Here is a 25,540-nt window from a genome sequence, read left to right on the forward strand (position 1 = left end):
ATCGGAATGGCGGAACCCACGACGGAGCGGCCGCTGTTCCAGCGCATCTCGGGCCGCCTCCCGTACCTCGCCCCGTCGCTGCGCCAGGTCGGCGAGACCATTCTGCGAGACCCCACGATCATCCCGTCGATGACGATCGGGGAACTGGCCGCGCAAGCGGGAGTGGCCGAATCCACTGTCTCCCGGTTCGCCCGCGAAGTCGGTGTGAAGAGCTACAAGACGCTCGTGAGGGAGGTCGCAGAGGCCAACTTCGAGACGCGCGGCGCGAATCCCGCGGACGGAGAGCGCGAGATCGTCTACGGCGGGGTCGGCCAGTCGGACGACCTCGCGACGATCGTGCGAAAGGTGGCGCATTCGAGCATCGAGGCTATGAGCTTCACCAACGACTCGCTCGACGTCCGCGCGCTGGCGCGAGCAGTATCCTACGTCGAGTCCGCTTCCGCGCTCCTGTTCGCCTGCATGGGCTCCTCCGCCATCGCCGCCGAAGAGGGCGTCATGCGGTTCACTCGCGCCGGGCGCAAATGCTTCCTGTTCCGGGATCAGAGCCTCCAGGTGATGCTGGCGACGATCGCCGATGACGGCGACGTGCTGATCGCCATCAGTGACTCCGGCGAAACGTCGGCCGTCGTCCAGGCGGTCGAGCTCGCCCGCCGCCGGGGCGCGAAGACGATCGGGATCACCTCTCAGGAAGGCTCGACTCTGGCACGGGCGGTGGACGTGGCGCTCTTCTCCTCGAATGCGGCCAGCGGAGGCGAGCTCTACGGTGAGTCGGTGACGAGCAAGTGGGGCCAGTTGCTCACCATCGACATCCTGTACGCCGCATACGCCGCGGCGCACTACCAGACGACGGTGTCAAGCCTCAAGAGCACGTACGACAGTGGGATCGCCCAGTCGAGGGCCGCGACCCGTCGGTGACGGCGCCCCGATCTCGCGCGACGGACAGCAGCGTTTCCGGATTCCTGGATGCGATGGCCCGAGCCGGACGGCTTCGGCTCGTGCGGTGGCGAGGGCGAGCGCTTACAAGATCCCCCAGCGAGGCGCGGCCGGATCAGGGACGCAGGTACGCCCATCCCTCGCGTTGGCGGAGCACGAGGTGTGCGACGCCGGATGGGACGATCACCGCACCCGGGGTGAGCTGCTCCGGGGTGATGTGTTCGCTGCGGAGCGTGTTGTTGCAGGCATCGACGGTGAGTCCCCGTTGCTGGAGTGCCTGCAGCGTCTCGGTGTGCGGGCTTCCCGGTAGGAGGAGGCTGATGGCGGGGCCGTGGACGACGAGTTCGACCTCCGCTTCCGGTTCGAGCGCAGCGATCAGGTTGCTCACGTTCCGCAGGACGGCTGCGTGTTTGGCCGGGTCGGCTTCGTCGAGGTGAACGACAACGCCCGGGGGTGCGGCGGTCTCCGTCACGTGCTTCACGCCAGGGTCATGAAGAGCTTCTGAAGCTCTTCGACGGTCATGGGGTCGGTGTCGTCGTCGGGGTCGGTGATGCACTTCTGCATGGCCGTCGAGATGATCTGGAATCCGGCCTTGTCGAGGGCGCTGGAGACGGCGGCGAGCTGAATCACGACATCGCGGCATTTGCCGCCGTTCTCGACGGCCGCGATGACGGCGTTCAGCTGCCCCTGCGCTCGGCGGAGGCGGTTGAGTACGGGCTTGATGTCGGCGGCGGTGGTGGTGGTGGCCACGGTGGTCTTCTTTCTCGGGGATGCCGGCGCAGGTGAGCGGGTTGCGGTACCCGCCAGGGTATCTCCTCCGCTCAAGCGCGCGCCTTGGCTGCGGACAGTTCGGCCGGATCGATGGCCCGGATCCGGCCGATCAGCTGCTCGAGGTCCCGCGCCGCGAGCGCGCCCGGCTGGGCGAACACGAGGACGCCGTCGCGGAACGCCATGAGCGTCGGGATCGAGGTGATGCCGGCGGCGGCCGCGAGCTCCTGCTCGGTCTCGGTGTCGACTTTGCCGAACACGATGTCCGGATGCTGCTCGGACGCTGCCTCGAACACGGGGGCGAACATGCGGCACGGTCCGCACCACGCGGCCCAGAAGTCGAGCAGGACGATGTCGTTCTGCTCGATCTGGACTCCCAGCGTATCGGCGGTGATTTCGACGGTGCTCATGATCAGCCGCGTCCGAAGAGCCGGCTGAAGAACCCGCCGCTGGAGGCGGCGGCCTTCTCGGCGTCGGTGTGGTTGCCGTTGCACCACTGGTTGGCGGGGACGCGCCGGCGGACGTCGGAGACGTGCTGGCCGCAGCCGCTCCAGGTGGTCTTGCCGCAGACGTTGCAGGTGACGGGGTAGCACATGGGTGTGGACTCTCTTTCCGGTAGTCGGTCGAGGGGAATTGGTTATACCCCCCTCCGTATAGTACGATACCGGGGAGGGTATAACAAAACCGACCTCGGGAGGAACGAAGTATGAAGACCGTGATCGTCGGCGGAGTCGCCGGGGGAATGTCCGCAGCGACTCGGCTGCGCCGGCTGGACGAGTCCGCGGAGATCGTGGTGTTCGAGCGCGGCCCGTACGTCTCGTACGCGAACTGCGGGCTGCCGTACTACGTCGGCGGGGTGATCGCGGATCGCTCGTCGCTGCTGCTGCAGACGCCGCAGTCGCTCGCGGCGCGCTTCCGGCTGGACGTCCGCACCGGTCACGAGGTGATCAGTGTCGACCCGGTCGCCCGCACGGTCTCGGTGCTCGACCTGGCCGCGGGCGACGCGTTCACCGAGAGCTACGACGAGCTGATCCTCGCCGTCGGGGCGTCCGCGCGGGAGGCCGCAGGGCATCCCGGCATCCCCACCCACACCCTCCGCACGGTCGAGGATGTGGACGCGATCGGCGTGCTGGTGGAGGCCGCCGCGGACCACCCGTCGGCGCTCGTCGTCGGCGGCGGGTTCATCGGCCTGGAGGCGGTGGAGAACCTGGTGCGCCGGGGCATCCACGTGACCCTGATCCAGCGGTCGGCGCAGATCCTCACCCCGCTCGACCCGGAGATGGTCGCCCCGCTGGAGGCGCAGCTGCGCAGCCGGGGCGTCGACGTCCGCACCGCGGTCACCATCGATTCCGCCGAGGCCGGCGCGGTGCTGCTGAGCGACGGGGCAGTGCTCCGGCCGGACTTCATCGTCGACGCCTCCGGGGTCGTGCCCAGCGTCGACCTGGCCCGATCCGCCGGGCTCCGCGTCGGTCCGACCGGCGGGATCGCAGTGGACGCCTCCAACCGCACCAGCGACCGCCACATCTACGCGGTGGGGGACGGCGTCGAGAAGGTGGATGCGCTCTCCGGCGAGGAGGCGCTGGTCACCATGGCCGGCCTCGCCAACCGGCACGGCCGTTCGGTCGCCGACGTGATCGCCGGCCGCGACGAGCAGAACACGCCCGCGCTGGGAACCGCGATCGTGAAGGTGTTCGACACCGTCGCCGCCAAGGTCGGCTGGAGCGAGCGGCAACTGGTCGCCGCCGGTCGGGCGCACCGCGTCATCCACACGCACCCCGCCTCGCACGCCACCTACTACCCGGGCGCCCAGCCCATGTCCATGAAGCTGCTGGTCGACCCCGGGACGGACGCCATCCTCGGCGCGCAAATCGTCGGCGGCGAGGGCGTCGACAAGCGCATCGACGTGATCGCAGTCGCCATGGCCGGCGGAATCACCGCATCCGGCCTCACCCGGCTGGAGCTGGCCTACGCTCCCCAGTTCGGCTCGGCCAAGGACCCGGTCAACCAGCTCGGCTACGTCGCCGACAACCTGCGCACGGGCGACACCCGCGCCATCCAGTGGCACGAGCTCGACGCCGCAGTCGCCGCCGGGGCGACCCTGGTGGACGTCCGCACGGCCCGCGAGCACGCCGCCGGCGCCATCCCGGGCGCGCTCAACATCCCGGTCGACGACCTGCGCGACCGGCTCGCCGAACTGCCGGACGGGCCGCTCGTGGTGCACTGCCAGGTGGGTCAGCGCGGCCACACCGCCGCCCGCATCCTCGCCCAGCACGGACGCGACGTCGTCAACCTCGACGGCGGCTACCGCACCTGGGCCGCGGGAACGTCAGTCGCGGGCGGCGCCGCGCAGACGAACAGCGCGCGGCAGAGCAGCACGTCGAGCGCGAACATCCCCGCCACCGCGAACGCGTAGAGAGCGCACGTCCCGGCGACCAGGCCGGCGGCCGACTGGCGGCATCGACGCGAAGCACCATGCCGCCCACCGTCGCGCCGTCCTGCATGACGTGGAGGACTTCCGAGCAGGGGTCGTTGAACGATGCGCTCAATTCGGCGTCTGACGGAATCGGTTCCGATGCCACGTCGTGATGCGGGTCGGCTGGAAGAGCGACGGCGAAGGCGGCTTGGAGTCGCCTGCCGAAATCGGCGAAGTCGTCCTCAGACGCCCCAACGAGGCTGACCTCGACGGGTTTCGGCACGTCAGACCTCTGCCCAGTCGCTGTCCATGCCCCAATCGGACTCGGAGTCGTAGTCGTCCTCGGCGGGTTCGTACGCGCCGCTTTCACCGTGCGGGGCGGAGAAGAGTCCGGAGATGCCCTGCGCGAGCAGCACACCGCCGGCCACACCCGCGGCGCCTGCGGCCGCGGTCTTCAGGAAGCTGCTGCCGCCTCCGGCCGGGCGAGCTCCGTCGGATCCGGCCGGCTGAGCCTGACGCGAACCGAAGAGGCCGCCCCAGCGCCCGCGCTGCTCCTGGGGGGCCCTGATCATGAGGCGCCGGCCACTCGTCGCTTTCGTCTTGACCCTGCCCGCGGCTCTGATCGTCAACGTCCTCGCCGCGCCCGTGATCGCGCTCTTCGCGCTGTCGGTGCAGTCGCGGCGCCGCTGGCTGCTTGCCGTCTGCGGGGGGCTGTTCGCGGCGGCGAACGCTCTGGGCTGGCCCATCGCGGAACAGCTGACCAGCGACCAGAACTGGACCGTGGTCACGTTCGTCTATCAGCTGGCCACAGCCGCGGCGCCGATCCTGCTCGGGCAGCTCGTGCAAGCGGCCGCGGACCTGCGCGCCAGGATCGACGAGATCGAGGCGACGAAACGACACGAGCGAGAGCTGTACGCCCAGAGCGTCCTCGCCCGGGAACGCAACCAGCTGGCCCGCGAGATGCACGATGTCGTCTCGCACCAAGTCAGCCTGATCTCGGTGCAGGCCGGCGCGCTCCAGGTCACCGCTTCCGATCCGGGCGTCCGCGACGCCGCCGCCTCGATCCGCACGCTGAGCTCCACAACATTGGAGGAGCTGCGATCGATGGTGACGTTGCTCCGCGCAGCGGGCACGGAGAGCCCGGGCCTCGCCCCGCAGCCCACGGTCGGCGGCCTTCCCGGCCTGGTCGCGGCATCCGGCCTCCCGGTCACCCTCACCGGGGAGCTCCCGGCGGATCTCAGTCCCGCCACCCAACGCGCGATCTACCGCACCGTGCAAGAAGCGCTGACCAACGCGCGCAAGCATGCGCCAGGATCGCCGATCTCCGTCTGCCTCTGGTCGGACGAGTCCTCGTGCGGTGTCACGGTGGTGAACGGCCGGCCGACAGAGGAGCCTCTCGACCTGCCGAGCGCCAAGCTCGGGCTGCTGGGCCTGCGCGAACGGGCCGACCTGCTCGGCGGCTCCCTCTCCACGGGACCCACCCAGGGAGGATTCCACGTCCACCTGGCGTTGCCGCGCACCCCCGCCTGATCGGTGGCCAACAGGCCCCACCAGTACGAGGTATTTCGGGCGCCCGACGTCCGACCGGATACGGGTGCGCACGTCATGCAGTGAAAAGACGCCGTACCCGGCGTACCGCGCACTATTTGCTGTTTGTAAACAACATGTGACGATTCCCGCTCCGGGGCCCCTCCGCGGTTGTGCGATCCTGCGATTTTCGTATGCTCGCACGCATGACGAGAACCCCCACCGTCGCGGCCGAGGACGCCGCTGCCCCGCGCCGCACCGCCACGACCATCGAGGCAGGCGGGATCGAGGCCATCCCACCGGAGCGACGGCACGGTTCGCCGTGGCAGCTCTTCGCCACCTGGACGGCCCCGAACCTCGAGTTCGCGACGATCTTCGTCGGCGTCATCGCGGTGGCGTTCTTCGGGCTCGGCTTCTGGCAGTCGATGACCGCGCTGGTGTTCGGCACGGCCCTCGGCGCGCTGACGCAGGGCATCCTGTCCACGTGGGGTCCCCGCGAAGGGCTCGCCCAGATGGTCATCGGGCGGACGGCGTTCGGCAGCAGGGGCAACATCCTGCCCTCGGCGCTGAACACCGTCATGGCGGGACTCGGCTGGTTCGCCGTCAACTCGGTGAGCGGCGCGTTCGCACTGACCACGCTCACCGGGATGCCGGCCGTGCTGTCCCTGCTGATCGTGGTCGTGGTCGAGGTGGTCGTCGCCTTCATCGGGCACGACCTCGTCCAGCTGTTCGAGCGCTACGCCACCTACATCCTGGGCGCCATCTTCCTCGTGGCGACGGTGACGGTCTTCCTGAACGCGAACCTGGGCGGCCCGGTCAAGGGCGGAGGCTTCAGCTTCGCCGGCTGGACGCTCGCCGCGGCGGCCGCGTTCGGCTACGCAGCAGGCTGGAACCCCTACGCGTCGGACTACAGCCGCTACCTCCCGGCGAACTCGAGCCGCGCGGCGATCGGCTGGGCGGCGGGCCTCGGCAACTTCGTCAGCTGCGTCGTGCTCATGGCCGCCGGTGCCGCCGCGGCCACGATCGCCGGCTTCAACCCGGACGACCCGACGGCGTCGTTCACCGCCAGCATGCCGGTCGTCATCCGCGACCTGACCCTGCTCGCGATCGCGGTCGGAGCGATCGCGGCGAACGCGCTCAACATCTACTCCGGCGCGATGTCGTTCCTCGCCGCCGGCATCCGCATCCCGTTCGCCTGGCGCCGCGCGATCGTCGCCCTCGGCTTCGGTGTCATCGGCTTCTTCATCGCCTGGAGCGCGTTGCCCGACGCGGGCGCGAAGTACGAGAACTTCCTGCTCGTGATCGCGTACTGGATCGCCCCGTGGCTCGGCGTGGTGCTGACCGACCGGTTCCTGCGGCGCGGCACGGAGATCGCGAGCCTGGTCCCGAGCCACGCGCGCTACCGCAACCCGGCCGGTTGGATCTCGCTCGTGGTCGCCGGAGTGGTCTCGGTCTGGCTGTTCTCCAACCAGACCTTCTACACGGGCCCCGTCGCCAAGGCGGCGCCGATCGGCGACCTCACTCCGCTCGTCGGATTCGTCCTCGCGGCGATCCTCTACTGGGTGCTCTTCCGGGCCTTCAGGGTTCGACTCGGCGCCCCGCTGGCGACCGAGCCGACGGTCATCGTCGGCGTCGACGCTGCGGACGACGTCGCATGAGCGTCGACGAAGACCGTGTCTACGCGACCGACGCCGAGAAGCTGGCCGTCGCTGCGGAGGAGGCCCGGCTCGGGGCGGCGGACGGCGGCATCCCCATCGGGGCGGCGCTCTTCGACGGCCACGGTCGGCTGCTGGGCAGCGGCCACAACCGTCGCGTGCAGGACGGCGACGCCTCCATGCACGCCGAGACGAACGCCTTCCGCAACGCCGGGCGCCAGCGCAGCTACCGCGACACGGTCATGGTCACCACGCTGTCGCCCTGCTGGTACTGCTCGGGCCTCGTGAAGCAGTTCGGCATCGGGCGCGTCGTGGTGGGCGACGACCGGAGCTTCCTCGGCGGCCAGCACTGGCTGGCCGAGCACGGGACCGACATCACCGTGGTCAACGATCCGGAGCTCATCGCGACCATGGGCGCCTTCATCGCAGCCAACCCGGAACTCTGGAACGAGGACATCGGGGAGGACTGACCCGCTACTTCTGATCGAGCGGCAGCAGCACGCCCTTCACGCTGGGGTCGGTCCGCAGGAACTCCTGGACGGCCGGGTCCTTGAACGCGGCGACGAGCTTCTTGATGTTGTCGGCGTTCTTGTAGGTGGAGCCGATGGTGAGCTGGCCGGCGAAGTCGTCGGGGGCGGCGGGGGCGTAGATCTGCTTGGCGATGTCGATGCCGGCGGCGAGGTAGTACTCGGTGTAGCCGACGGCGCCGTCGAGGTCGTCGAGCGACCGGGACTGGGCGGCGAAGTCCAGCAGCGTGAAGTGGACGTGCTTCGGGTTGGCGGCGATGTCGTCGATCGTCGCGTCGGCCTTGTTCACGCCGGGCTTGAGGGTGATCAGGCCGCCGCGTTCGAGCAGCCACAGGCCCTGGGCTTCGTTGGCGGGGTCGGAGTACAGGGAGATGTTCGCGCCGTCGGGAAGCTGATCGATGGAGGAGTACTTCGAGCTCCACAGCCCGAAGCCCCAGCGGAAGACCGGCGTCGCCGCTTCTTCCTTGAAGTCCGGGTTGGCCTGGAGCACCTGACCGAGCCAGAGCTTGTGCTGGTAGACGGTCCCGGCGATCTCCCCGTCGCTGACGGCGCGGTTGATGGTGTTGGAGTCGCTCAGGCCCTTGAAGGCGAGGTGGAGGCCGTATTTGGGGGCGACGTTCGTGGCGACGAAGTCGACGAGGGACTGCTCTGCCGCGTTGCCTTCCGCGGTGGCGACGGTCAGGGTCGCGCCGGCCACGAGGTTGGGCGACCGGTCGCCGCCCAGGCGCGGGAGGACGATCGCAGCGACGATCGCGAGGACGACGACGGCTCCTCCGGCGATCCAGGGCCAGCGACGGCGGCGCTTGACGGTGAAGCCGTGGTCGCTCGGCGGGGTCGGGGTGGTGGTCGCGGTCTCGGTTGCAGACATGGTTCTCTCCAGGAGTGTGATCGGGGATGTGGTGGTGCGGATGCGGATGGTGCCGGCGATACGGGTGGGTCGGGCTCGTTCGTCAGGCGTGCGCGCTGCGGTCGCGCAGCGCCGGGGTGAGCCGGCGCACGATACGGTCGCCGAAGAATTGGACCAGCGCGACGGTGGCGACGAGGATCACGATGGTGGCGAGCATGACGAGGTGATCGAAGCGCTGGTAGCCGTACGTGACCGCGACGTAGCCGATCCCGCCCGCGCCGATCGTCCCGGCGATCGCGGAGTACTCGATCATCGCGATGGTGTTGATGGTGAACCCGCCGACGATGGAGGGGACGGCCTCGGCGAGCTGCGCCGTGCGGATCACTTGGAGGGTGGAGGCGCCGCTGGCGATGGCCACCCGTGCGTACTCGCGGGGCACAGCGCGCAGCGCGTTCTCGACGATGCGGGTGAAGAAGGCGATGCCGGCGATGGTCATCGGCACGACCGCTGCCGGGATGCCGATGTTGGTGCCGGTCAGCAACCGGGTGAACGGGATGATCGCCGCCATCAGGATGAGGAACGGCAGCGACCGCCCGAGGTTGATGATCCAGCCGCCGACGGTGTGGAGGAACCGGTTCGGGAAGAGCCCTCCGGGAGCGGCGTTGAAGATGGCCGCGCCCAGCGGGATGCCGACCACCAGCACGATGGACATGGTGATGCCGACCATGATGAGCGTGTCGCCCAGCGCAGGCAGCACGAGACCGGGGATCTGGTCGGGCGGCGTCGAGGACGCCAGGACGATTCCGCTCATGCGGCGGCCTCCAGGGCGGGATCGGTTTCGGGCGACGCGGACGGCTCGGCGCCACGCGCGTCGTCGAAGAGACGGGCATCCAGGCCGAACTCGGAGAGGAAGCTGCTGACGCTCGTCACAGCGCCCGCCGGGACGGCGATGGTCGCCGACCCGACGACCTGACCGTCGATGGTGGCGATGTCGGCGCCGAGAAGCGCGGGGGAGACCGCCAGTTCGCGGGCGACGCGGGCGAGCCAGTCGCCCGGCACGTCACCGCGGTAGCGCACCCGCAACGCGACCTCGCCGGCCGGAGCCGATGCGGAGGCCGGGGCCGGTCGCAGCAGTGCGCCGAGCGGGGATTCCGGGTCGCGCAGCAGGTCGACGGTCCGCCCTGACTCGACGATCCTGCCGTGCTCGAGGCGGCCGACGGAGTCGGCGAGTCGGACCACGGTGTCCATCTCGTGGGTGATGAAGACGATGGAGAGCCGGAGCTCGTCGCGCAATTCCTTGAGGAGGGCGGAGATCGCCGCGGTCGACTCCGGGTCGAGTCCGCTGGTGGCCTCATCGGCGAGGAGGACGCTCGGTCGCAGTGCGAGAGCCCGCGCGATGCCGACGCGCTGCCGCTGCCCGCCCGACAGCTGATGCGGGTAGTGCCCGGCACGGCCGGTCAGCCCGACGCGGTCGAGCAGCTCGGCGACCCGCGCGTTCGTCTCGGCGCGTGTCACGCCGAGGTACTCCAGCGGCAGCGCCACGTTCTCCGCCGCCGTGCGACGGGAGAACAGTCCGTCGCGTTGGAAGACCGTCCCGATCCGGCGGCGCGCCACCCGAAGCCGGTCGCGGCTCAGCTCGCTGAGCGGCTCGCCGTTGACGATGACCGAACCGGAGGTGGGGCGCTCCAGCAGTGCGATGCACTGCGCCAGAGTGGACTTGCCGGCGCCGGAAGGGCCGACCACGCCGAAGATCTCGCCGGCCTCCACCGAGAAGTCGAGCCGGTCGAGCACCGTCACGGCGTCGGCGCCGCGGCCGTACACCTTCGAGAGCTGCTGTAAACGAATCACGCCGCGAAGCTAGCGAAGGCAGCGACTCCCGGCACTGTCGTGTGACGTTGTGTTCCGACCCGTCACTCCGCGTAACGCCGATTGGCCGAGAACGGCCGGTCTACGCATCTCATCCGTCCCGTCGCTGAATGGAAGAAGCGACGCTTGTTGGACTTCTGAAATCGCGGGTTCTAGCATCGTCGCAGACCCGGGCGCAGGAGCGCTCGATGCAGACGCTCGATGCAGACGTGAAAGGCGCGACGTGGAATTCCGGTACCTCGGCAACAGCGGTCTCAAGATCTCGGAGATCATCTACGGAAACTGGCTCACCCACGCGTCGCAGGTCGAGAACGACATCGCGCGTCAGTGCGTGCACGCGGCCCTCGACGCAGGCATCAGCACGTTCGACACGGCCGACGCGTACGCGAACACCGCGGCCGAGGAGGTGCTGGGCGACGCCCTGAAGGGCCGGCGCCGGCAGTCGCTCGAGATCTTCACGAAGGTCTACTGGCCGACCGGCCCCAAGGGCCACAACGACACCGGGCTGTCGCGCAAGCACATCCTCGAGTCGATCGACGGCTCGCTCACGCGCCTCCAGACCGACTACGTCGACCTCTACCAGGCGCACCGGTTCGACTACGAGACGCCGCTGGAAGAGACCATGCAGGCCTTCGCCGACATCGTGCGGCAGGGCAAGGCGCTCTACATCGGCGTCAGCGAGTGGACCGCCGAGCAGCTCCGCGCGGGTCACGCGCTGGCGAAGGAGCTCGGCTTCCAGCTGATCTCCAACCAGCCGCAGTACTCGATGCTGTGGCGCGTGATCGAGAAGCAGGTCGTCCCGGCCTCGGCCGAGCTGGGGATCTCGCAGATCGTCTGGTCGCCGGTCGCCCAGGGCGTGCTCACGGGCAAGTACCTTCCCGGCGCTCCGCTGCCGGAAGGCAGCCGCGCGGCCGACGAGAAGGGCGGGGCGAACGCGATCAAGGACTTCCTCCGCGATGACGTGCTCACCTCCGTCCAGCGGCTGAAGCCCATCGCCGACGAGCTCGGCCTGACCATGGCGCAGCTGGCCGTCGCGTGGGTGCTGCAGAACCCGAACGTCTCCGGTGCCATCGTCGGCGCGTCCCGCCCGGAGCAGGTGGCCTCCAACGCCGCAGCCGCCGGAGTGCGTCTGTCCGGTGACGTGCTCGGCCGCATCGACCAGGCCGTCGGCGACGTCGCGGTCACCGACCCCGGCCAGACCGTGTCCCCGAGCACCCGCGTCGCCTGAGCCGACCAGAGGAGAACGACGATGAAGACCTTCACCCCGCCGCAGACGACCCTGCACGCCTCGGACGTCATCCTGGGCCTGATGCGCATAGCCGAACTGGACGATCAGGCGATCCGCACCCTGGTCGGCACCGCGCGCGACGCCGGCATCAACTATTTCGACCACGCCGACGTCTACGGCGGCGACCACCGGTGCGAGCGCCGTTTCGGGGATGCGATCTCCTTCACCGCGGCCGAGCGCGAGCAGGTGATCATCCAGTCGAAGGTCGGGCTGCGCGACGGGTTCTGGGACTTCTCGGCCGAGCACATCCTCGAGTCGGTCGACGCCTCGCTCGCGGCACTGCGGACGGACTACCTGGACGTCCTGCTCCTGCACCGTCCGGATGCGCTGGTCGAGCCGGACGAGGTCGCCTCCGCCTTCGATGCGCTGCAGGCGGCGGGCAAGGTGCGGAACTTCGGGGTCTCGAACCACACCCCCGGCCAGGTGGAGCTGCTCAAGCGCTCCGTCACGCAGCCGCTGGCCTTCAACCAGGTGCAGCTGTCGATCACGCACGCGCCGCTGATCGCGGCCGGGGTGGCCGCCAACATGGCCGGGCTCGACCAGTCCATCGACCGCGACAACGGCATCCTGGACTACGCGCGGTTGCACGACATCACGCTGCAGGCGTGGTCACCGTTCCAGAAGGGCTTCTTCGACGGCGTGTTCCTGGGCGACCGCGAGAACTACGGCCCGCTCAACGACGCGCTCGACGAGATCGCGGCGGCCCACGGCGTCACGCCGACCGGCATCGCCGTGGCCTGGATCACCCGCCACCCGGCCCGCATGCAGGTCGTGCTGGGCACCACGACGCCGCAGCGGGTCGTGGAGTCGGCGGCCGGTTCCGACGTGCGCCTGTCGCGCGAGGAGTGGTACCGCCTCTTCACGGCGGCCGGTCACATCCTCCCGTAGCAGGGAAGCGCGTGGCGGGGCGGGTCGAGGCGACCGCTCCGGTCGCAGCCGCGCCGCTCCGCGCCTGACCGACGCCGGCCGGCCGCGCCTCAGCGCAGCAGCCGCCCCTCCCGGTCGCGCGGGTTCACCGGGTGCCCGCTGAGGATGGAGACGCGGTTGAACGTGTTGATGGCCACGGCGATCCATTCGGCGGCGGCGAAGGCCGGTTCGCCGAGGACGGTGTGGGCGCCGACGAGGTCGGCGCGGGAGTCCTCGGTGAGCGGCAGCCGCGTCGCCGCCTCGGCGATGGCGAGCACGGCCCGCTCGCGTTCGTCGTAGAGCTCGGCGTCGCGCCAGGCGGGCAGCATGTCGAGCTTCTGCTGGGGGATGCCGGCCTTCCTGGCCTCGCGGGAGTGCAGGTCGAGGCAGTAGGCGCACGCGTTCAACTGGGACGCGCGCACCTTGATGAGTTCGGTCTCCTGCCCGGTGAGGCCGTGCACCAGCGCGGCCTCGGCTGCGACGGCGGACCATGCTCTGGCGGCCTGCCAGACGTCGGGCATGGACTTGTCCAGGTAGGGGATCATCGGCTTCCTCAGCTCGACGCCTCGGCGTCCGCGCGGCGCATCAGGATCGCCCGCCAATCGGACGGCAGCCGCTCGGCCGGCCCGGGGACGGTCTGGTCGTACGGGTGGCTCGTCGGCGCCGCGAGTGTCGGGCCTTCCGCGTACTGGTCGGTGCGGAAGTCCCAGAACCAGTCCTCGCCCGGCTCGAAGCTCTGGATGTAGCGGTGTCCCGTCGCCGCGGCGTGCGCGCGGGCGTGGCGCGAAAGCGAGTCGTCGCAGCAGCCGACGTGGCCGCAGGCGGCGCAGCGCCGCAGGTGCACCCACCAGCCGCCGTCGCGCTCGCACTCGGCGCAGCCGGTTCCGCTGGGCGGAACTCCGGGGTCGATCCCGTCGGTCATCGTTCACTCCTCACATGGTTCGGTGCGATCAGCAGGTCGGAGGGCCAGTCGCCGCGTGCCGCCGCCGCCCGGTAGGTGGCGCGCAGGAACGCGAGCGCGGTGGCGTCCGGATCGGCGGAGGTCCTGACCGTCTCGTACGGCAGCAGGAACTCGCCGAACTCCGCGCTGAACGACGCGCCGGCGGGCAGCTCGGCCTCCTCGTAGCCGTCGGGAGCCGGGTACGCGTACGAGTAGAACGCTCCTTCGGCTCCTCCACCCGGCCAGAAGCCGGCGCTGCTGAGCTCGTGCGAGTAACCCTCGCGCATCACACTGTCGGGACAGTTGGGCGCCCCGCCGGGGTGCGGGGGAGCGGTTCGGCCGGAGAACCGGGTGACGGCCAGGTCCATCGCGCCCCAGAAGAAGTGCACCGGGCTGACCTTGCCGCGGAACTCGGACCGGAAGGTCTGGAGCACGCGGTCCGCCTGGATCAGCTGCCGCCAGAACGCCTCGGCCTGCTCGGGCACGTAGGTGGCGTGCACGGTGTCGTCGGCGAACGGGATGGCCACCTCCACCTCGTTCGGCGACGGGTGGATGGCGACCTCGACCTCCAACCGGCGGAGCCCGTCGAAGACCCGGTCGTAGAACTGCGCGACCGACAGGCCGGGCAGCGGGACGGCCACGCTGCCGCCGTCGCTGGTGCGCACCAGCAGCACGTGGTCGACGAAGTCGAAGGCGAGCTCGAGCAGGCGCGAGCCGACCGGGACGCCGCCGGTGGTGAGCCCGCGCGCATCGACCCGGAGGGTGACGTGCCACCAGTGGTTGACGGGCGCCGCCAGCGCCATCCGGATCTTGCCGACGATCTGCGTCCACATGTGCAGGGTGTCGCGGGTGGGCGTCCACGACTCCACTGCGAGCGACGGCCAGGATTCGTCCGTCGCCATGTTCGCCCTCCTGGTCGTCACAGCCTCACTCTAGTCCGCGGGTCGTCGTCGCGTCCGGGCGCCAGGGAGGGACCGGCGGGCCCTGGATGACGCTCCCGCCGGCGTGCGATCCTCGACCCATGACCGACCTGCCCGCACCCATCCGAGCCTTCATCGACACCACGAACTCCGCCGACTCGGACGCCTTCGTCGCGGTCTTCACCGACGACGCCTACCTCGAGGATTGGGGCCGCGTCTTCCGCGGCCACGACGGCGCCCGCTCCTGGAACGCCAGCGACAACATCGGCAAGCGGTCGCACTTCGTGGTCGACCGCGCCGAGCGCGACGGCGACGACTGGATCGTGACGGTGACCGTTACCGGCGACGGCTTCAACGGCACCAGTCCGATCCGTTTCACCGTCGACGGCGACCGCATCTCGCGGATGGTGATCGCGCCGTAGGCCGCCGGGCTCACGCAGGACGAGTTGGAGCTTCCGCCCTGGGCCGGGGACCCCGGAATTCCACCGGAGGCACCAGTCGACCCTGATACGCGGACACCCGGCCTTCTACGGCCCTAACGGGCCCGGCGCCTGCGCACGACACCGATCACGATCAGCACCAGCCCCACCACCAGCACGATCGGGCCGACGGTCGCCCACAGCGGGGACCCGCTCATCACCGACCCGCCCAGCACATCGACTCCCTGCAGCAGCCAGACCAGCCCGAGGACGGCGAGGATCACGCCGGGTATGACGAACGGCAGGCTCGACTTCACGTTCCACACCCTATGCCGCCACCGCCGACGCGCGCGATGAGATTCGTCACGAATCTCGTGTTTCGTGGCACGAATGTCGACATTCGTCACGAAGGTGCGAGGGTGCGCGGCGCTCAGCGGCGCCCGGCCCACGGATCGTAGTCGGCGAGCAGGTCGCCCTGCTCCGGGCGCTCGGCCTCCGGGACGTGCTGGAGGTTGATGCGCACGCGGTACCACTGCGAACTGGAGCCGCGCATGCCGTCGATCAGCTCGTCGGCGGGGTGCAGGTGCGCGGCGGCGTCGGGGTGGAGGTCGCGCCAGCGGGCGAGCGCCGCGGTCGCCTCCGGCTTGGTCTTGGTTCGCGCCACCTCGATCAGCGGCATCTGCGAGACGCGCCGGCCCGCGCCGTCGCCGGCGCGCGGCGGCTTCTCGGCCGGCCCCAGACGGGCGGCCAGGGCCAGGAGGGCGTCGAGCGTGCCGGGAGACGCGTCGATCCCGACGTGCGGGTCGCCGCGCTCGGCGAACCGGGTCAGCACCGTGGGAACGGTGAACTCCGACGGCCGGCGCGTGCGCACCTCGTCCCAGTCGAGCGGGGTCGACACGCGTGCGTCCGGCAGCGGCCGCACCGAGTACGCCGACGCCACCGTGCGGTCTTTGGCGTTCTGGTTGAAGTCGACGAAGACGCTCTCGCCGCGCTCCTCCTTCCACCACCGCGCCGTCGCCAGCCCCGGCGCCCGGTTCTCCACCTCGCGGGCCAGCGTCTCGGCGGCGAGCCGGACGTCGGCGAAGCTCCAACGCGGCTCGATGCGCACGAGGATGTGCAGGCCCCGCGAGCCGCTGGTCTTCGGCCAGCCGACCAGATCGTGGTCTTCCAATACCTCCCGGGCGATGAAGGCGACGTCGACGATCTGCGACCAGTCGACGCCCGGCATCGGGTCCAGGTCCACTCGCAGCTCGTCGGGATGGTCGAGGTCCTCCGCGCGCACGGCGTGCGGGTTGAGGTCCAGGCAGCCGAGGTTCGACACCCAGGCGAGACCGGCGGCGTCGCGCAGCACCGCCTCCTCCGCCGACGTGCCGCGCGCATAGTGCAGCGTCGCCGTGTCGATGTAGTCGGGATGCCCCTCCGGTACCCGCTTCTGGAAGAACGGCTCCTGGCCGAGTCCCTTCACGAAGCGCTTCAGCACCATCGGCCGGCCTCCGGCGCCACGCAGCGCGCCGTCGGCGACCGCGATGTAGTAGCGCGCGAGATCGAGCTTGGTCAGCCCCGGCTCGGGGAACACCACCTTGTCCGGGCTCGAGATCCGCACCTCGTGGCCGCCGACCTCGAGGAACGTCTCGGACTTCGACGACGGGGTCATGCCGCCACGTTAGCCGCGGGTGCCGGACGGGGCCAGGGGTGGCGTCAGCTCGGCTTGCTCGAATGACGGCCATCCGGCTAGGTTAAATCTCGCATTGAAATAATCGATGCTAGTTACGCGAATAGGGCCATAGACTGTGAAATTGAAGAACAAGGTTGTTTCAACGATCATTGCGGCCGGCGCACTGACCATCGGGGCGAGCCTCGGCGCAACGCCTGCGAACGCATACACGAGCTACCCCGAGGGTGGAACGTGGGATTACGGCAACTCGGGAAAGACATGGTCCAACTATCACCACGGCTCTAAGAAGCACCGCTCGACTGCCTGCAATTCCATCACCTGCCTCCGGTCGGCTGACGCGGCGAAGGGCAACTGGTCCTACTCCTCTGCCTCGTGGACCGTGACCGGGAACACCTGGTACTACTACAACTACTGAGGTACGAGGGGTGGGCCGGCGAGAATCGCCGTCCCACCCCTCAGCTCGTGAGGCAGCGATGAAGACGATCAGCTCAGCGATAGGGATTGTGATCTCCAGCGTTCTCGTGCTCAGCGGATGCTCTCCGAGCGATTCATCCGTCGGGGATTCATCTACTCCGCCACGCGTTACGGCTGCGGCGGCCGCCGGCTGGAAAGACGAGTTCGCCGATGCGTCCCGCCGCGCACGGACGGACTTCGAAAGAAGCGCCTTGTCTGATGGCCGCATTACGGACGCCGAGTTCTCTGAGATGGAGAACGGGTTCGCAGGGTGCCTTCGCGACCACAACGTGACCTTCGATGGCTTCGGAGTCGGAGGTGGTTACGGGTTCACCCCACGTACAGGCACGACGACCGAAGAAGCCAACTCGATCGCCGATGACTGCTCGGCTCGCTCCGGTCTCGACACCGTCGGCTACCTCTATTTCGCGATGCAGAGAAACCCGCAGAATCTCGACGAGGCCACGATCACCGCCGCGTGCCTGGTGAAGAAGAAGGTCGTCCCGCCGAGCTACTCGGCTCGTGACTATTCCCGTGACGCTCCGACGCAGGCGTTCCCGTTCAGTGACAAGACCTCCGGAGACAAGGCGCTAGAACAGTGCAGCACCGACCCACTGGGTCTACTGGAGAGCCGGGAACGATGACGTCCCGAATGCCCGCGCGGCTCGCGGTGATCGCGGTCATCATCGTCGCGGTCTTCGCCTCGGGGATCACCGCGGCATGGTTGTGGTTCCTTGCGGATCCCCCGACTTCCCTCGCCTCGGCGCAGCCCGCGACGGAAGCGCCGGTCGGCTATCGGGAGTACACCGACACTCGGGCCGTCACGCTCCGGGTGGACTATGCCGGTGGATCGACACTCGAGTCGGGGCTCGCCGGGCGCATCACGTCGTCGGAATGCGCACCGGGCGCTGTGATCGAATCGGGCTCCATTCTCGCGTCCATCGACGGACGACCCGTCGTGGCCCTTGCCACGTCCGTACCTCTCTGGCGCGATCTCCGCGCGGGCGACAGAGGCGACGACGTGAGGAGCCTCCAGACAGAACTCCGCCGCCTCGGATACGCGATCGTGGCAGATGGAGTCGTCGGCGCGCGGAGCCTCATCGCTTTCGCGGATCTTGTGGGATCGGCCGGGGAACGGCAGCCGGGCCTCGACACTGTCGATGTCGGGCGGATCGTATGGCTTCCTTCGCAGTCCGTGACGATCGGTGAGTGCCGGGCGCACACAGGCTCACGGCTGGAAGCTGGGGAAACGATCGCATCGGTCGCGGAGCGCGTCACACGCGTCTCGCTGACCGAGCCGCTTCCCGAACTGACAGGCGTCCAGCGAAACGTGACTGTCGACTCCGTCACCGTCCCGCTCGAGACCGGTGCTGTGATCGAGCAGTCCGCTCTGGATCGCCTATCGACGACGCCCTCCTTCACCCACGATCAGGATGGCCGAGGGCGCGAAAACGAAAGCGAATCGGGAGGATCTCGGAGCATCAGCGCCACTGTCGAGTTCGCGAAGCCGCTCGTTGTCGGCGTCGTGCCGCCGTCTTCCGTCTACGCGATCGCGGGTAGCGCCGGGTGCGTGGCGACTGCGCGTGGCCCTGCGGCAGTGACGATCGTGGGTTCCCAGCTCGGGCAGACGTTCATTCTGTTCACGAAGGGTGACAAGCCGGCGAAGGTTCGGTTGCCCTACGGGGAACCCGCGCCGTGCGCGTAGCCCTGGAGAACGTCGGCCATCGGTTCGGAGGCGGGAGCGATTGGCTCTTCCGGTATCTGGACTTCGAGTTCCTGCCTGGCGAGATCTATGCGCTGACCGGGCCGTCCGGATCGGGCAAGAGCACGCTGCTCTCGCTGCTCGCCGGCCGGGATCGACCCCGCGAAGGGGCGATCCGCTTCACCGATGTGGAACGGGTGAGCTGGGTCTTTCAGAATCCCTTCGGTGCGCCGAGGCGGACCGCGCTGGATCACGTCGTCCTGCCGATCATCGCCGCAGGTGCGTCGGCTGCTTCGGCCGAGGCCGAAGCTCAGTCGTTGCTAGTTCGAGTCGGCTTAGGATCCATCGCGCATCGACAATTCCGTGAACTCTCCGGGGGAGAGGCGCAACGGTTGATGCTCGCACGCGGGCTGGCTAGTCGGCCGAGCCTGCTCCTGGTCGACGAACCGACAGCACAGCTCGACCGGCGCACTGCGGAACGTGTCGATTCGGCGATCGGTGCGGTCGCGGATCCGAGAACGATCGTGATCGTGGCAACGCATGACATGCGCACGCGCGCTGCATGCACGAGGCATCTCGATCTCGGCGCTCGAGATGGGTATCGCCACGAATGAAGCTCTCCACTCTGCTGCGCGAAACGATCCGGAACACCGTCACAGGTACGTCTCGCTTCGTTCTGAACACCATCCTTCTCGGCGCTGTCGTCACGGCACTCGCCCTCGTCGATCAGATGTCGATCACTCGGCTCCTGGCTGAAGCCGAGGCATTTCGCTCGTCCGGGGCCGCGACGGAAGTCCTGGTCGCCGAAGACCGAGTGGACGGGCCAGCGTGCGAGGCACTGGCCGATGCGCCTGGAGTCGCCCATGCGGGAGCTGTGAAGGCGTCTGCCAGTCGCGTCACAGTCGCCGCCCTCCCGGAGGCACCCGTCCCGCTCTACGAGGTCTCCCCGGGCTTCGCCGCGATCCTGACGGGTGCTGATGTTTCATCGCGCGGGGTACTCATCCCGGATGATCTCGCGCAGTCCCTCGGCGCGTCGGCCGGAGCGCAGGTCACGACCGACTCGGGGCCGATGACGATCGCTTCGGTCTACGGCTATCCGTCGGACGGCCGCAGACCAGGCTTCGGATATGCGATCCTCTCTCCCACGCAGGCGTCGCGAACCTTCGACGAATGCTGGGTTACGGCGTGGCCGCAGGTGCCGAATCTGCGTTCGTTGCTGCTGACCGCCGTGCTCACGGCGGACAAGGCGAGCAGCACCAAACCGAGCGTGATCCAACTCAATTCGTCATTGGGCGGTTCGTTCGACGGGTTTGCGTCGTTCAGGGAACGCCTGACGAGAGCTGCGACTCCGTCCTCTTTCGTCGTCGCGATCGGTCTGGGTTTCGTCAGCGTCAGGATGAGGAGGCTCGAGTTGACCTCCGCCTTGCACGCGGGTGTGGCCAAGAGCGATCTCCTCGCGCTGAACCTTCTCGAGGCGAGTGCTTGGGCCGGCGCAGCGGGGGCGTTGGCCGTCGGGGTCGTCTCCGCGGCAGCGTGGGCGGGGTCGCACGGAGACCAGTCGGCCGTTTTCGAATCCACGGTGGGGGTCCCGCTGGCCGGCGTGGCCGGAGCGCTGCTCGGAGTGGTCATCGCGTCGTCGTCGATCAGCGAGAGACGCTTGCTCCGTTACTTCAAGGACCGATGAGGGCACAGCCGCTCACTGCAGGCAGAACTCGTTGCCCTCCGGGTCGCGCATCATGATCGCGAACTCGTCGTAGGGGCCCCACCTGCCGTCGAGCACCTTCTCGACGGTGGCGCCGAGGGCGACGAGCCGGTCGCGTTCGGCTTCCACCTCTTCGCGCGTCGCGTGCCGGCCGCTCGCCGGGCTGATGTCGAGGTGCATGCGGTTGCGGTGCCGCTTCTCGTGGTCGTAGCGGGCGAAGTAGAAGCGCTGGTGCGCGGGATCCTCGTCCCACGCGACGGCGCGCGCGGCGAGGTCGTCGTCGGTCAGGCCGGCGGCGCGCAACTCCGCCTCCTCTTCTTCGGTCAGCCACTGCGGCTCCGGATAACCCATGACGGCCGCCCAGAACCGGGCGAGCGCCGCCGGATCGTGGGCGTGGAAGGTGACGTTGGCGATCCGTGCGGTCATGGTGGGGAGTCTAGGTCCGCCAGTGTGCCGCCATCCACAGGACTCATCATCGCTACCACTGAATCCCAGAACCTCCCACTGTTGGATTTGCTGAATCCCGATGCCTAGCATCGACGCTGACGGCCCGTGACGAAAGGAACGACAGTGCAGTTCAGGTACCTGGGAAACTCCGGCTTCAAAATCTCCGAGATCACGTACGGCAACTGGCTGACCCACGGGTCGCAGGTCGAGAACGACACCGCGGCCGCCTGCGTCCGGGCGGCTCTGGATGCCGGGATCACCACCTTCGACACCGCCGACGTCTACGCCAACACCGCGGCGGAGACGGTGCTGGGCGAGGCGCTGAAGGGTGAGCGCCGGCAGTCGCTCGAAATCTTCACCAAGGTGTTCGGGCCGACCGGGCCCAAGGGGCACAACGACGTCGGGCTGTCGCGCAAGCACATCCTGGAGTCGATCGACGGCTCCCTCGCCCGGCTGCAGACCGACTATGTCGACCTCTACCAGGCGCACCGCTTCGACTACTTCACTCCGCTCGAGGAGACGATGCAGGCGTTCGCCGACATCGTGCGTCAGGGCAAGGCGCTCTACATCGGGGTGAGCGAGTGGACCGCCGACCAGCTGCGCGCCGGCGCCGCGCTCGCCAAGGAGCTGAATGTCCAACTGATCTCCAACCAGCCCGAGTATTCCGCGCTATGGCGGGTCATCGAGGCGGAGGTCGTGCCGACCTCCAAGGAGCTCGGCATCTCGCAGATCGTGTGGTCGCCGGTCGCGCAGGGCGTGCTGAGCGGCAAGTACAAGCCCGGCGCCCCGCTGCCCGAAGGCAGCCGCGCCACCGACGAGAAGGGCGGGGCGGGCGCCGTCAAGCGCTGGCTGAGCGACGATGTGCTCACGCGCGTGCAGGAGCTCACCCCGATCGCCCAGGAGATCGGTCTCACGCCGGCGCAGCTGGCCGTCGCGTGGGTGCTGCAGAACGACAACGTCGCGACCGCGATCATCGGCGCCTCCCGGCCCGAGCAGGTGGTGGAGAACGTCAAGGCCTCCGGCGTCACCATCCCCGCCGAGCTGCTCGGCCGCATCGACGACGTGCTCGGCGGCGCGGTCGAGCGCGACCCGAGCCACACCTCCACCCGCTCGCCCCGGACCCGCGAGGCCTGAGGACGCCGCCCCCGCGCTGCCTCGCCCGCGCCCGCGCGCTCTAAGGGCGAGCGAGGGGTTGCCGAAGGGCACGCAAACGCCCCTAAAACCGCGTTTTAGGGGCGATAACGTGCCCTTCGGCAGCCCTTCGGGGGCCGCGGGGCGGCAGCGGGCGCGCTCAGCGGCCGGTCGGGACCTCGAAGTCGAAGACGTTCGTGTCGAAGGCGGTGTAACCGGCATAGTCGACCAGTTCGTACAGCCGGGCGCGCGTCTGCATCCCGGGCACCTCCGACTTCAGCGAGCCCTCGGCCACGAGCGTGTCGAGGCCGCGCTCGGCCGCACCCATCGCGATGCGCAGCAGCGACACCGGGTGGATGACGATGTTGATGCCGGCGCTCGCGAGCTGCTCGGCGGTGAAGAGCTCGCTCTTGCCGAACTCCGTCATGTTGGCCAGCACCGGCACGTCGACCGCGTTGCGGACGGCCTCGAACTCGGAGAGGTCGGCCATCGCCTCGGGGAAGATCGCGTCGGCACCCGCGTCGACGAGGGCCTTGGCCCGGTCGATCGCCGCCGCCAGGCCCTCCACCGCTCGGACATCGGTGCGCGCCATGATCAGCAGGTTCGGGTCGCGCCGGGCGTCGGCCGCCGCACGGATGCGCTTGGTCGCCGTGTCCAGGCCGACCACGGCCTTGCCGTCGAGGTGGCCGCAGCGCTTGGGGTTCACCTGGTCTTCGATGTGGAGGCCGGCGACGCCTGCGTCTTCGAGCTCCTGCACGGTGCGCGCGACGTTCATCGGCTCGCCGAACCCGGTGTCGGCGTCGATCAGCGTGGGGAGGTCGGTCATCCGGCTGATCTGCGCGCCGCGGCCGGCGACCTCGGTGAGGGTCGTCAGGCCGATGTCCGGGAGGCCGAGGTCGGCGGCGATGACGGCGCCGGAGATGTAGACGCCCTCGAAGCCCTTCTCCTGGATGAGGCGCGCGCTCAGCGGGTTGAAGGCGCCGGGGAAGCGCAGCAGCTCGCCGGTCGCCAGCCGCGCGCGGAAGGCGGCGCGCTTCTCGTGGGCGGGAACAGAGGAGTACAGCATCAGAACAGTCCCTTCGGTGCGGCCGGCAGGGTTCCGGCCGGCGCAGTGATGGTCACGCCGCCGAGCTCGTCCGCGGTCAGCTCGGGCAGCCGCTGCACGAGCGCGAGGAAGCGCTCGATCTCGACCTCCTCGAGCACGCCCGCCGCCAGCGACCGGAACTTGGCGATGTAGTCGGCGCGGGCGAACGGCCGGGCGCCGAGCGGGTGCGCGTCGGCGACGGCGATCTCGTCGGTGATGACGCGGCCGTCGGCGAGCGTGATCTCGACCCGGCCGCCGAACGCCTTCTCGTCGGGGTCGGCGGAGTGGTAGCGGCGGGTCCACTCCGGGTCTTCGGTGGTGGTGACCTTGCCCCACAGGGCGACCGTGTCGGGGCGGGCCGCTCGCGACGGCAGGTACGAGTCCACGTGGTGCCAGCCGCCGTCCTGGAGCGCCACCGTGAAGATGTACGGGATGCTGTGGTCGAGCGTCTCGCGGGAGGCCGTCGGGTCGTACTTCTGCGGGTCGTTCGCGCCCGAGCCGATCACGTTGTGGGTGTGGTGGCTGGTGTGGATCACGATGCTCTCCACGCGCTCGGGGTCGCCGACCTCCGGATGCTCGTGGTGGAGCTTGCGGGCCAGGTCGATCCACGCCTGCGCCTGGTACTCGGCCGAGTGCTCCTTGGTGTACGAGTCGAGGATGGCGCGCTTGGCCTCCCCGGCCTCCGGAAGCGGCACCGCGTAGGACGCGGACGGCCCGTCGAGAAGCCAGGCGATCACGCCGTCCTCGCCCTCGTAGATCGGGGTGGGGCTGGTCTCGCCGCGCATCGCCCGGTCGATCGCCTCCACCGCCATCTTTCCGGCGAAGGCCGGCGCGTGGGCCTTCCAGCTGGAGATCTCGCCTTTGCGCGACTGCCGCGTGGCGGTGGTGGTGTGCAGGGCCTGACCGATCGCCTGGAAGATCGTCTCGGCGTCCAGCCCGAGCAGCGTCCCGATGCCGGCGGCCGCGGACGGCCCGAGGTGGGCGACATGGTCGATCTTGTGCGCGTGGAGGCTGATCGCGCGAGCGAGGTCGATCTGGATCTCGTAGCCCGTCGCGATGCCCCGGATCAGGTCGTGCCCGGTGCGGCCGGCGTGCTGGGCCACGGCGAGGATCGGCGGGATGTTGTCGCCCGGGTGCGAGTACTCGGCTGCCAGGAACGTGTCGTGGAAGTCGAGCTCCCGCACGGCGACGCCGTTCGCCCACGCCGCCCATTCCGGGCTCACCCGGGTGGTCTGCGGCTCGCCGAAGACGGTGGAACCGTGCTGCGGGTGCTGCGCGGTGGAGACGATCTCCTCCAACTGGGCCGTCGGCAGCGGATGGGCCAGCGCCTGCGAGCGGGCGGAGACGACGGGCTTGCGGGTGAGGGAGGCTGCGGCGACGGCGGCGTTGTCGATGATGCGGTTGATGACCATGTCGACGACGTCGGGGGCGACCTCCACAGGGTCGGTCGCCACCTCGGCGATCTTCCAGGCCAGCTGGTCTTCGCGGGCGAGGTTCTCGTCGCTGCGGTGCACGCGGACGGTGTGGGTTCTCACGGAGTCTCCTTGGTCGAGGTGAGTCGTTCTGCCGACGCCAGCACGCTCTGCAGGCTGCGGTAGAGGTGGACGCGGGTGGCGGAGGCGGCGAGCTCGGCGTCGCCGTCGATGATCGCCTCCACGATGAGCAGGTGCTCCTGCGCTGCGGCGCGCAGGCGGTCGGGATCGTCGCGCGACACCCGGCGCAGCCGCGCGAGATGCGGGCGGAGGTTGCGCAGCGCCGCGACGAGGTACGGGTTGGCGGCCGCGCCGTCGATGGCCCGGTCGAGCCGGTCGACCAGCTCGTAGTACCGGGTGTGGGCGGGGTCGCCGTCGGCGAGGAGGTCGCCCGCGGCGAGGAAGCGCGCGCGAAGGTCGCGGAAGACCTCGGGATCGCGATTGGCGGCCGCCGCTCGTGCCGCCTCCTGCTCGAGTGCGCGGCGCAGCCCGAACAGCTGCTCGACCGATTCGACGGACACCGCCGTGACGATGAGCCCGCGGCCGCCCTGGGCTGCGACCAGCCCGTCGGCGCTCAGCCGGGCAAGGGCCTCCCGCACCGGCGTGCGCGAGACGCCGAGGCGCTCCGACTGCTCCACCTCCTGCAGCACGGTGCCGGGCCGGAGGCGCCATTCGACGATGTCCTCGCGCAGCGCGGCGTACGCGCGGTCGCTCGCCTTCGTCTCCATGGGGCCTCCTGTGTATACATATTGACACACTCGAGACCGGAATGGTCTCTTCGGGGTGGTCTGTGTATACCGGGTGGTCTGGGCGTCGTACGCACGCTCTCAGAGGAGACGCGCGCGGGGATTTCCTGAGGAGCGCG

At 69.4% G+C, this 25,540-nt stretch carries 31 protein-coding genes; 14 read left to right on the forward strand and 17 right to left on the reverse strand.

The window, feature by feature from the left end; all coding sequences use genetic code 11:
- Window positions 1-6 precede the first annotated feature (6 nt).
- Window positions 7-915, forward strand: coding sequence for a MurR/RpiR family transcriptional regulator (locus Q0Q23_RS01415; RefSeq protein ID WP_295118184.1), 909 nt, complete (start codon window positions 7-9; stop codon window positions 913-915).
- Between the two features lie 133 nt (window positions 916-1,048).
- On the opposite strand, the gene Q0Q23_RS01420 is transcribed toward Q0Q23_RS01415, so the two are convergent.
- The 4 genes from Q0Q23_RS01420 to Q0Q23_RS01435 form a co-directional block, all read right to left on the reverse strand.
- Window positions 1,049-1,414, reverse strand: coding sequence for a DsrE family protein (locus tag Q0Q23_RS01420; RefSeq protein ID WP_295118187.1), 366 nt, complete (start codon window positions 1,412-1,414; stop codon window positions 1,049-1,051).
- Complete coding sequence (locus Q0Q23_RS01425) at window positions 1,411-1,683, reverse strand: metal-sensitive transcriptional regulator (protein WP_295118190.1); 273 nt, start codon at window positions 1,681-1,683, stop codon at window positions 1,411-1,413. The genes Q0Q23_RS01420 and Q0Q23_RS01425 overlap by 4 nt, the downstream gene beginning before the upstream one ends.
- 71 nt (window positions 1,684-1,754) lie before the next feature.
- Window positions 1,755-2,111: a thioredoxin gene (gene trxA / locus Q0Q23_RS01430; protein WP_295118193.1), complete on the reverse strand. Its 357-nt coding sequence runs from the start codon at window positions 2,109-2,111 to the stop codon at window positions 1,755-1,757.
- Between the two features lie 2 nt (window positions 2,112-2,113).
- Window positions 2,114-2,296 carry a hypothetical protein gene (locus tag Q0Q23_RS01435; RefSeq protein ID WP_295118195.1) on the reverse strand — a complete coding sequence of 61 codons (183 nt, stop codon included), beginning with the start codon at window positions 2,294-2,296 and terminating at the stop codon, window positions 2,114-2,116.
- Window positions 2,297-2,407: 111 nt separating this feature from the next.
- On the opposite strand from Q0Q23_RS01435, the gene Q0Q23_RS01440 reads away from it, so the two are divergent.
- Window positions 2,408-4,114: an FAD-dependent oxidoreductase gene (locus Q0Q23_RS01440; protein WP_295118198.1), complete on the forward strand. Its 1,707-nt coding sequence runs from the start codon at window positions 2,408-2,410 to the stop codon at window positions 4,112-4,114.
- A 284-nt stretch (window positions 4,115-4,398) separates the two neighbouring features.
- Here the strand turns inward: Q0Q23_RS01440 and Q0Q23_RS01445 are convergent, their stop codons facing one another.
- The gene (locus Q0Q23_RS01445) at window positions 4,399-4,686 is read right to left on the reverse strand and encodes a DUF2076 family protein (protein WP_295118200.1); all 288 of its coding nucleotides are present in this window, start codon (window positions 4,684-4,686) and stop codon (window positions 4,399-4,401) included.
- Between the two features lie 28 nt (window positions 4,687-4,714).
- On the opposite strand from Q0Q23_RS01445, the gene Q0Q23_RS01450 reads away from it, so the two are divergent.
- From Q0Q23_RS01450 to Q0Q23_RS01460, 3 genes are all read left to right on the forward strand, one after another.
- Window positions 4,715-5,644 carry a sensor histidine kinase gene (locus tag Q0Q23_RS01450; protein WP_295118205.1) on the forward strand — a complete coding sequence of 310 codons (930 nt, stop codon included), beginning with the start codon at window positions 4,715-4,717 and terminating at the stop codon, window positions 5,642-5,644.
- A gap of 203 nt (window positions 5,645-5,847) precedes the next feature.
- Window positions 5,848-7,299: a cytosine permease gene (locus Q0Q23_RS01455; RefSeq protein WP_295118208.1), complete on the forward strand. Its 1,452-nt coding sequence runs from the start codon at window positions 5,848-5,850 to the stop codon at window positions 7,297-7,299.
- Window positions 7,296-7,766 (forward strand): nucleoside deaminase, encoded by a 471-nt coding sequence (locus tag Q0Q23_RS01460; protein ID WP_295118213.1) that lies wholly within the window; start codon window positions 7,296-7,298, stop codon window positions 7,764-7,766. The genes Q0Q23_RS01455 and Q0Q23_RS01460 overlap by 4 nt, the downstream gene beginning before the upstream one ends.
- 4 nt (window positions 7,767-7,770) lie before the next feature.
- Here Q0Q23_RS01460 and Q0Q23_RS01465 read toward each other — a convergent pair whose 3' ends face one another.
- The 3 genes from Q0Q23_RS01465 to Q0Q23_RS01475 form a co-directional block, all read right to left on the reverse strand.
- A complete protein-coding gene (locus Q0Q23_RS01465) occupies window positions 7,771-8,691 on the reverse strand; it encodes a MetQ/NlpA family ABC transporter substrate-binding protein (RefSeq protein ID WP_295118216.1) in 921 nt (306 codons plus the stop codon).
- Window positions 8,692-8,773: 82 nt separating this feature from the next.
- Window positions 8,774-9,481, reverse strand: a complete 708-nt coding sequence (locus Q0Q23_RS01470) for a methionine ABC transporter permease (RefSeq protein ID WP_295118219.1) — start codon at window positions 9,479-9,481, stop codon at window positions 8,774-8,776.
- The gene (locus Q0Q23_RS01475; protein WP_295118222.1) at window positions 9,478-10,518 is read right to left on the reverse strand and encodes a methionine ABC transporter ATP-binding protein; all 1,041 of its coding nucleotides are present in this window, start codon (window positions 10,516-10,518) and stop codon (window positions 9,478-9,480) included. The genes Q0Q23_RS01470 and Q0Q23_RS01475 overlap by 4 nt, the downstream gene beginning before the upstream one ends.
- A 241-nt stretch (window positions 10,519-10,759) precedes the next feature.
- Between Q0Q23_RS01475 and Q0Q23_RS01480 the strand changes: the two genes are divergently transcribed.
- Together Q0Q23_RS01480 and Q0Q23_RS01485 are read left to right on the forward strand one after the other, a co-directional pair.
- Window positions 10,760-11,764, forward strand: a complete 1,005-nt coding sequence (locus tag Q0Q23_RS01480; protein WP_295118225.1) for an aldo/keto reductase family protein — start codon at window positions 10,760-10,762, stop codon at window positions 11,762-11,764.
- Between the two features lie 21 nt (window positions 11,765-11,785).
- Window positions 11,786-12,712 carry an aldo/keto reductase family oxidoreductase gene (locus Q0Q23_RS01485; RefSeq protein WP_295118228.1) on the forward strand — a complete coding sequence of 309 codons (927 nt, stop codon included), beginning with the start codon at window positions 11,786-11,788 and terminating at the stop codon, window positions 12,710-12,712.
- An 89-nt stretch (window positions 12,713-12,801) separates the two neighbouring features.
- On the opposite strand, the gene Q0Q23_RS01490 is transcribed toward Q0Q23_RS01485, so the two are convergent.
- The 3 genes from Q0Q23_RS01490 to Q0Q23_RS01500 are packed head-to-tail and all read right to left on the reverse strand — an operon-like array spanning window position 12,802 to window position 14,572.
- Window positions 12,802-13,275, reverse strand: coding sequence for a carboxymuconolactone decarboxylase family protein (locus Q0Q23_RS01490; RefSeq protein ID WP_295118231.1), 474 nt, complete (start codon window positions 13,273-13,275; stop codon window positions 12,802-12,804).
- A gap of 8 nt (window positions 13,276-13,283) precedes the next feature.
- Complete coding sequence (locus Q0Q23_RS01495; RefSeq protein ID WP_295118234.1) at window positions 13,284-13,652, reverse strand: UBP-type zinc finger domain-containing protein; 369 nt, start codon at window positions 13,650-13,652, stop codon at window positions 13,284-13,286.
- On the reverse strand, window positions 13,649-14,572 hold the full coding sequence (locus Q0Q23_RS01500; RefSeq protein ID WP_295118237.1) for a DUF5996 family protein: 924 nt from the start codon (window positions 14,570-14,572) through the stop codon (window positions 13,649-13,651). Before Q0Q23_RS01500 ends, Q0Q23_RS01495 begins: the two co-directional genes overlap by 4 nt.
- Before the next feature lie 119 nt (window positions 14,573-14,691).
- Between Q0Q23_RS01500 and Q0Q23_RS01505 the strand changes: the two genes are divergently transcribed.
- Entirely contained in the window at window positions 14,692-15,012 is a 321-nt protein-coding gene (locus tag Q0Q23_RS01505) for a nuclear transport factor 2 family protein (RefSeq protein WP_295118238.1), read from the forward strand.
- A gap of 113 nt (window positions 15,013-15,125) precedes the next feature.
- Here Q0Q23_RS01505 and Q0Q23_RS01510 read toward each other — a convergent pair whose 3' ends face one another.
- Window positions 15,126-15,326 (reverse strand): hypothetical protein, encoded by a 201-nt coding sequence (locus Q0Q23_RS01510; RefSeq protein ID WP_295118241.1) that lies wholly within the window; start codon window positions 15,324-15,326, stop codon window positions 15,126-15,128.
- A 113-nt stretch (window positions 15,327-15,439) separates the two neighbouring features.
- Entirely contained in the window at window positions 15,440-16,663 is a 1,224-nt protein-coding gene (locus Q0Q23_RS01515; RefSeq protein ID WP_295118243.1) for a DNA polymerase domain-containing protein, read from the reverse strand.
- A 142-nt stretch (window positions 16,664-16,805) separates the two neighbouring features.
- On the opposite strand from Q0Q23_RS01515, the gene Q0Q23_RS01520 reads away from it, so the two are divergent.
- Genes Q0Q23_RS01520 through Q0Q23_RS01540 form a run of 5 tightly spaced genes read left to right on the forward strand, consistent with a single transcriptional unit; the run spans window position 16,806 to window position 20,523 of the window.
- Window positions 16,806-17,099 carry a lactococcin 972 family bacteriocin gene (locus Q0Q23_RS01520; protein WP_295118245.1) on the forward strand — a complete coding sequence of 98 codons (294 nt, stop codon included), beginning with the start codon at window positions 16,806-16,808 and terminating at the stop codon, window positions 17,097-17,099.
- Between the two features lie 58 nt (window positions 17,100-17,157).
- Window positions 17,158-17,781: a hypothetical protein gene (locus Q0Q23_RS01525; RefSeq protein WP_295118249.1), complete on the forward strand. Its 624-nt coding sequence runs from the start codon at window positions 17,158-17,160 to the stop codon at window positions 17,779-17,781.
- 8 nt (window positions 17,782-17,789) lie between these two features.
- Entirely contained in the window at window positions 17,790-18,842 is a 1,053-nt protein-coding gene (locus tag Q0Q23_RS01530; protein ID WP_295118252.1) for a peptidoglycan-binding protein, read from the forward strand.
- The gene (locus Q0Q23_RS01535; RefSeq protein ID WP_295118255.1) at window positions 18,833-19,453 is read left to right on the forward strand and encodes an ATP-binding cassette domain-containing protein; all 621 of its coding nucleotides are present in this window, start codon (window positions 18,833-18,835) and stop codon (window positions 19,451-19,453) included. The genes Q0Q23_RS01530 and Q0Q23_RS01535 overlap by 10 nt, the downstream gene beginning before the upstream one ends.
- Complete coding sequence (locus Q0Q23_RS01540; RefSeq protein ID WP_295118258.1) at window positions 19,450-20,523, forward strand: hypothetical protein; 1,074 nt, start codon at window positions 19,450-19,452, stop codon at window positions 20,521-20,523. Before Q0Q23_RS01535 ends, Q0Q23_RS01540 begins: the two co-directional genes overlap by 4 nt.
- A gap of 12 nt (window positions 20,524-20,535) precedes the next feature.
- Here Q0Q23_RS01540 and Q0Q23_RS01545 read toward each other — a convergent pair whose 3' ends face one another.
- Complete coding sequence (locus Q0Q23_RS01545; protein ID WP_295118261.1) at window positions 20,536-20,967, reverse strand: VOC family protein; 432 nt, start codon at window positions 20,965-20,967, stop codon at window positions 20,536-20,538.
- 144 nt (window positions 20,968-21,111) lie between these two features.
- On the opposite strand from Q0Q23_RS01545, the gene Q0Q23_RS01550 reads away from it, so the two are divergent.
- Entirely contained in the window at window positions 21,112-22,122 is a 1,011-nt protein-coding gene (locus tag Q0Q23_RS01550) for an aldo/keto reductase family protein (RefSeq protein ID WP_295118264.1), read from the forward strand.
- Between the two features lie 157 nt (window positions 22,123-22,279).
- Here the strand turns inward: Q0Q23_RS01550 and prpB are convergent, their stop codons facing one another.
- The 3 genes from prpB to Q0Q23_RS01565 are packed head-to-tail and all read right to left on the reverse strand — an operon-like array spanning window position 22,280 to window position 25,403.
- Window positions 22,280-23,185, reverse strand: a complete 906-nt coding sequence (gene prpB / locus Q0Q23_RS01555; RefSeq protein ID WP_295118267.1) for a methylisocitrate lyase — start codon at window positions 23,183-23,185, stop codon at window positions 22,280-22,282.
- On the reverse strand, window positions 23,185-24,738 hold the full coding sequence (locus tag Q0Q23_RS01560) for an MmgE/PrpD family protein (RefSeq protein ID WP_295118270.1): 1,554 nt from the start codon (window positions 24,736-24,738) through the stop codon (window positions 23,185-23,187). Before Q0Q23_RS01560 ends, prpB begins: the two co-directional genes overlap by 1 nt.
- The gene (locus tag Q0Q23_RS01565) at window positions 24,735-25,403 is read right to left on the reverse strand and encodes a GntR family transcriptional regulator (protein WP_295118273.1); all 669 of its coding nucleotides are present in this window, start codon (window positions 25,401-25,403) and stop codon (window positions 24,735-24,737) included. The genes Q0Q23_RS01560 and Q0Q23_RS01565 overlap by 4 nt, the downstream gene beginning before the upstream one ends.
- Between the last annotated feature and the right edge of the window lie 137 nt (window positions 25,404-25,540).

Source organism: uncultured Leifsonia sp. (assembly GCF_945957465.1).
GTDB lineage: Bacteria > Actinomycetota > Actinomycetes > Actinomycetales > Microbacteriaceae > Leifsonia.

Coding starts and splice junctions, on each gene's coding strand:
- Q0Q23_RS01470 (WP_295118219.1), bottom strand. CDS start 9,481: ATGAGCGGAATCGTCCTGGCGTCCTCGACGCCGCCCGACCAGATCCCC.
- Q0Q23_RS01485 (WP_295118228.1), top strand. CDS start 11,786: ATGAAGACCTTCACCCCGCCGCAGACGACCCTGCACGCCTCGGACGTC.
- Q0Q23_RS01455 (WP_295118208.1), top strand. CDS start 5,848: ATGACGAGAACCCCCACCGTCGCGGCCGAGGACGCCGCTGCCCCGCGC.
- Q0Q23_RS01525 (WP_295118249.1), top strand. CDS start 17,158: ATGAAGACGATCAGCTCAGCGATAGGGATTGTGATCTCCAGCGTTCTC.
- Q0Q23_RS01445 (WP_295118200.1), bottom strand. CDS start 4,686: ATGATCAGGGCCCCCCAGGAGCAGCGCGGGCGCTGGGGCGGCCTCTTC.
- Q0Q23_RS01440 (WP_295118198.1), top strand. CDS start 2,408: ATGAAGACCGTGATCGTCGGCGGAGTCGCCGGGGGAATGTCCGCAGCG.
- Q0Q23_RS01515 (WP_295118243.1), bottom strand. CDS start 16,663: ATGACCCCGTCGTCGAAGTCCGAGACGTTCCTCGAGGTCGGCGGCCAC.
- Q0Q23_RS01545 (WP_295118261.1), bottom strand. CDS start 20,967: ATGACCGCACGGATCGCCAACGTCACCTTCCACGCCCACGATCCGGCG.
- Q0Q23_RS01460 (WP_295118213.1), top strand. CDS start 7,296: ATGAGCGTCGACGAAGACCGTGTCTACGCGACCGACGCCGAGAAGCTG.
- Q0Q23_RS01530 (WP_295118252.1), top strand. CDS start 17,790: ATGCCCGCGCGGCTCGCGGTGATCGCGGTCATCATCGTCGCGGTCTTC.
- Q0Q23_RS01495 (WP_295118234.1), bottom strand. CDS start 13,652: ATGACCGACGGGATCGACCCCGGAGTTCCGCCCAGCGGAACCGGCTGC.
- Q0Q23_RS01505 (WP_295118238.1), top strand. CDS start 14,692: ATGACCGACCTGCCCGCACCCATCCGAGCCTTCATCGACACCACGAAC.
- Q0Q23_RS01415 (WP_295118184.1), top strand. CDS start 7: ATGGCGGAACCCACGACGGAGCGGCCGCTGTTCCAGCGCATCTCGGGC.
- Q0Q23_RS01435 (WP_295118195.1), bottom strand. CDS start 2,296: ATGTGCTACCCCGTCACCTGCAACGTCTGCGGCAAGACCACCTGGAGC.
- trxA (WP_295118193.1), bottom strand. CDS start 2,111: ATGAGCACCGTCGAAATCACCGCCGATACGCTGGGAGTCCAGATCGAG.
- Q0Q23_RS01500 (WP_295118237.1), bottom strand. CDS start 14,572: ATGGCGACGGACGAATCCTGGCCGTCGCTCGCAGTGGAGTCGTGGACG.
- Q0Q23_RS01490 (WP_295118231.1), bottom strand. CDS start 13,275: ATGATCCCCTACCTGGACAAGTCCATGCCCGACGTCTGGCAGGCCGCC.
- prpB (WP_295118267.1), bottom strand. CDS start 23,185: ATGCTGTACTCCTCTGTTCCCGCCCACGAGAAGCGCGCCGCCTTCCGC.
- Q0Q23_RS01565 (WP_295118273.1), bottom strand. CDS start 25,403: ATGGAGACGAAGGCGAGCGACCGCGCGTACGCCGCGCTGCGCGAGGAC.
- Q0Q23_RS01465 (WP_295118216.1), bottom strand. CDS start 8,691: ATGTCTGCAACCGAGACCGCGACCACCACCCCGACCCCGCCGAGCGAC.
- Q0Q23_RS01540 (WP_295118258.1), top strand. CDS start 19,450: ATGAAGCTCTCCACTCTGCTGCGCGAAACGATCCGGAACACCGTCACA.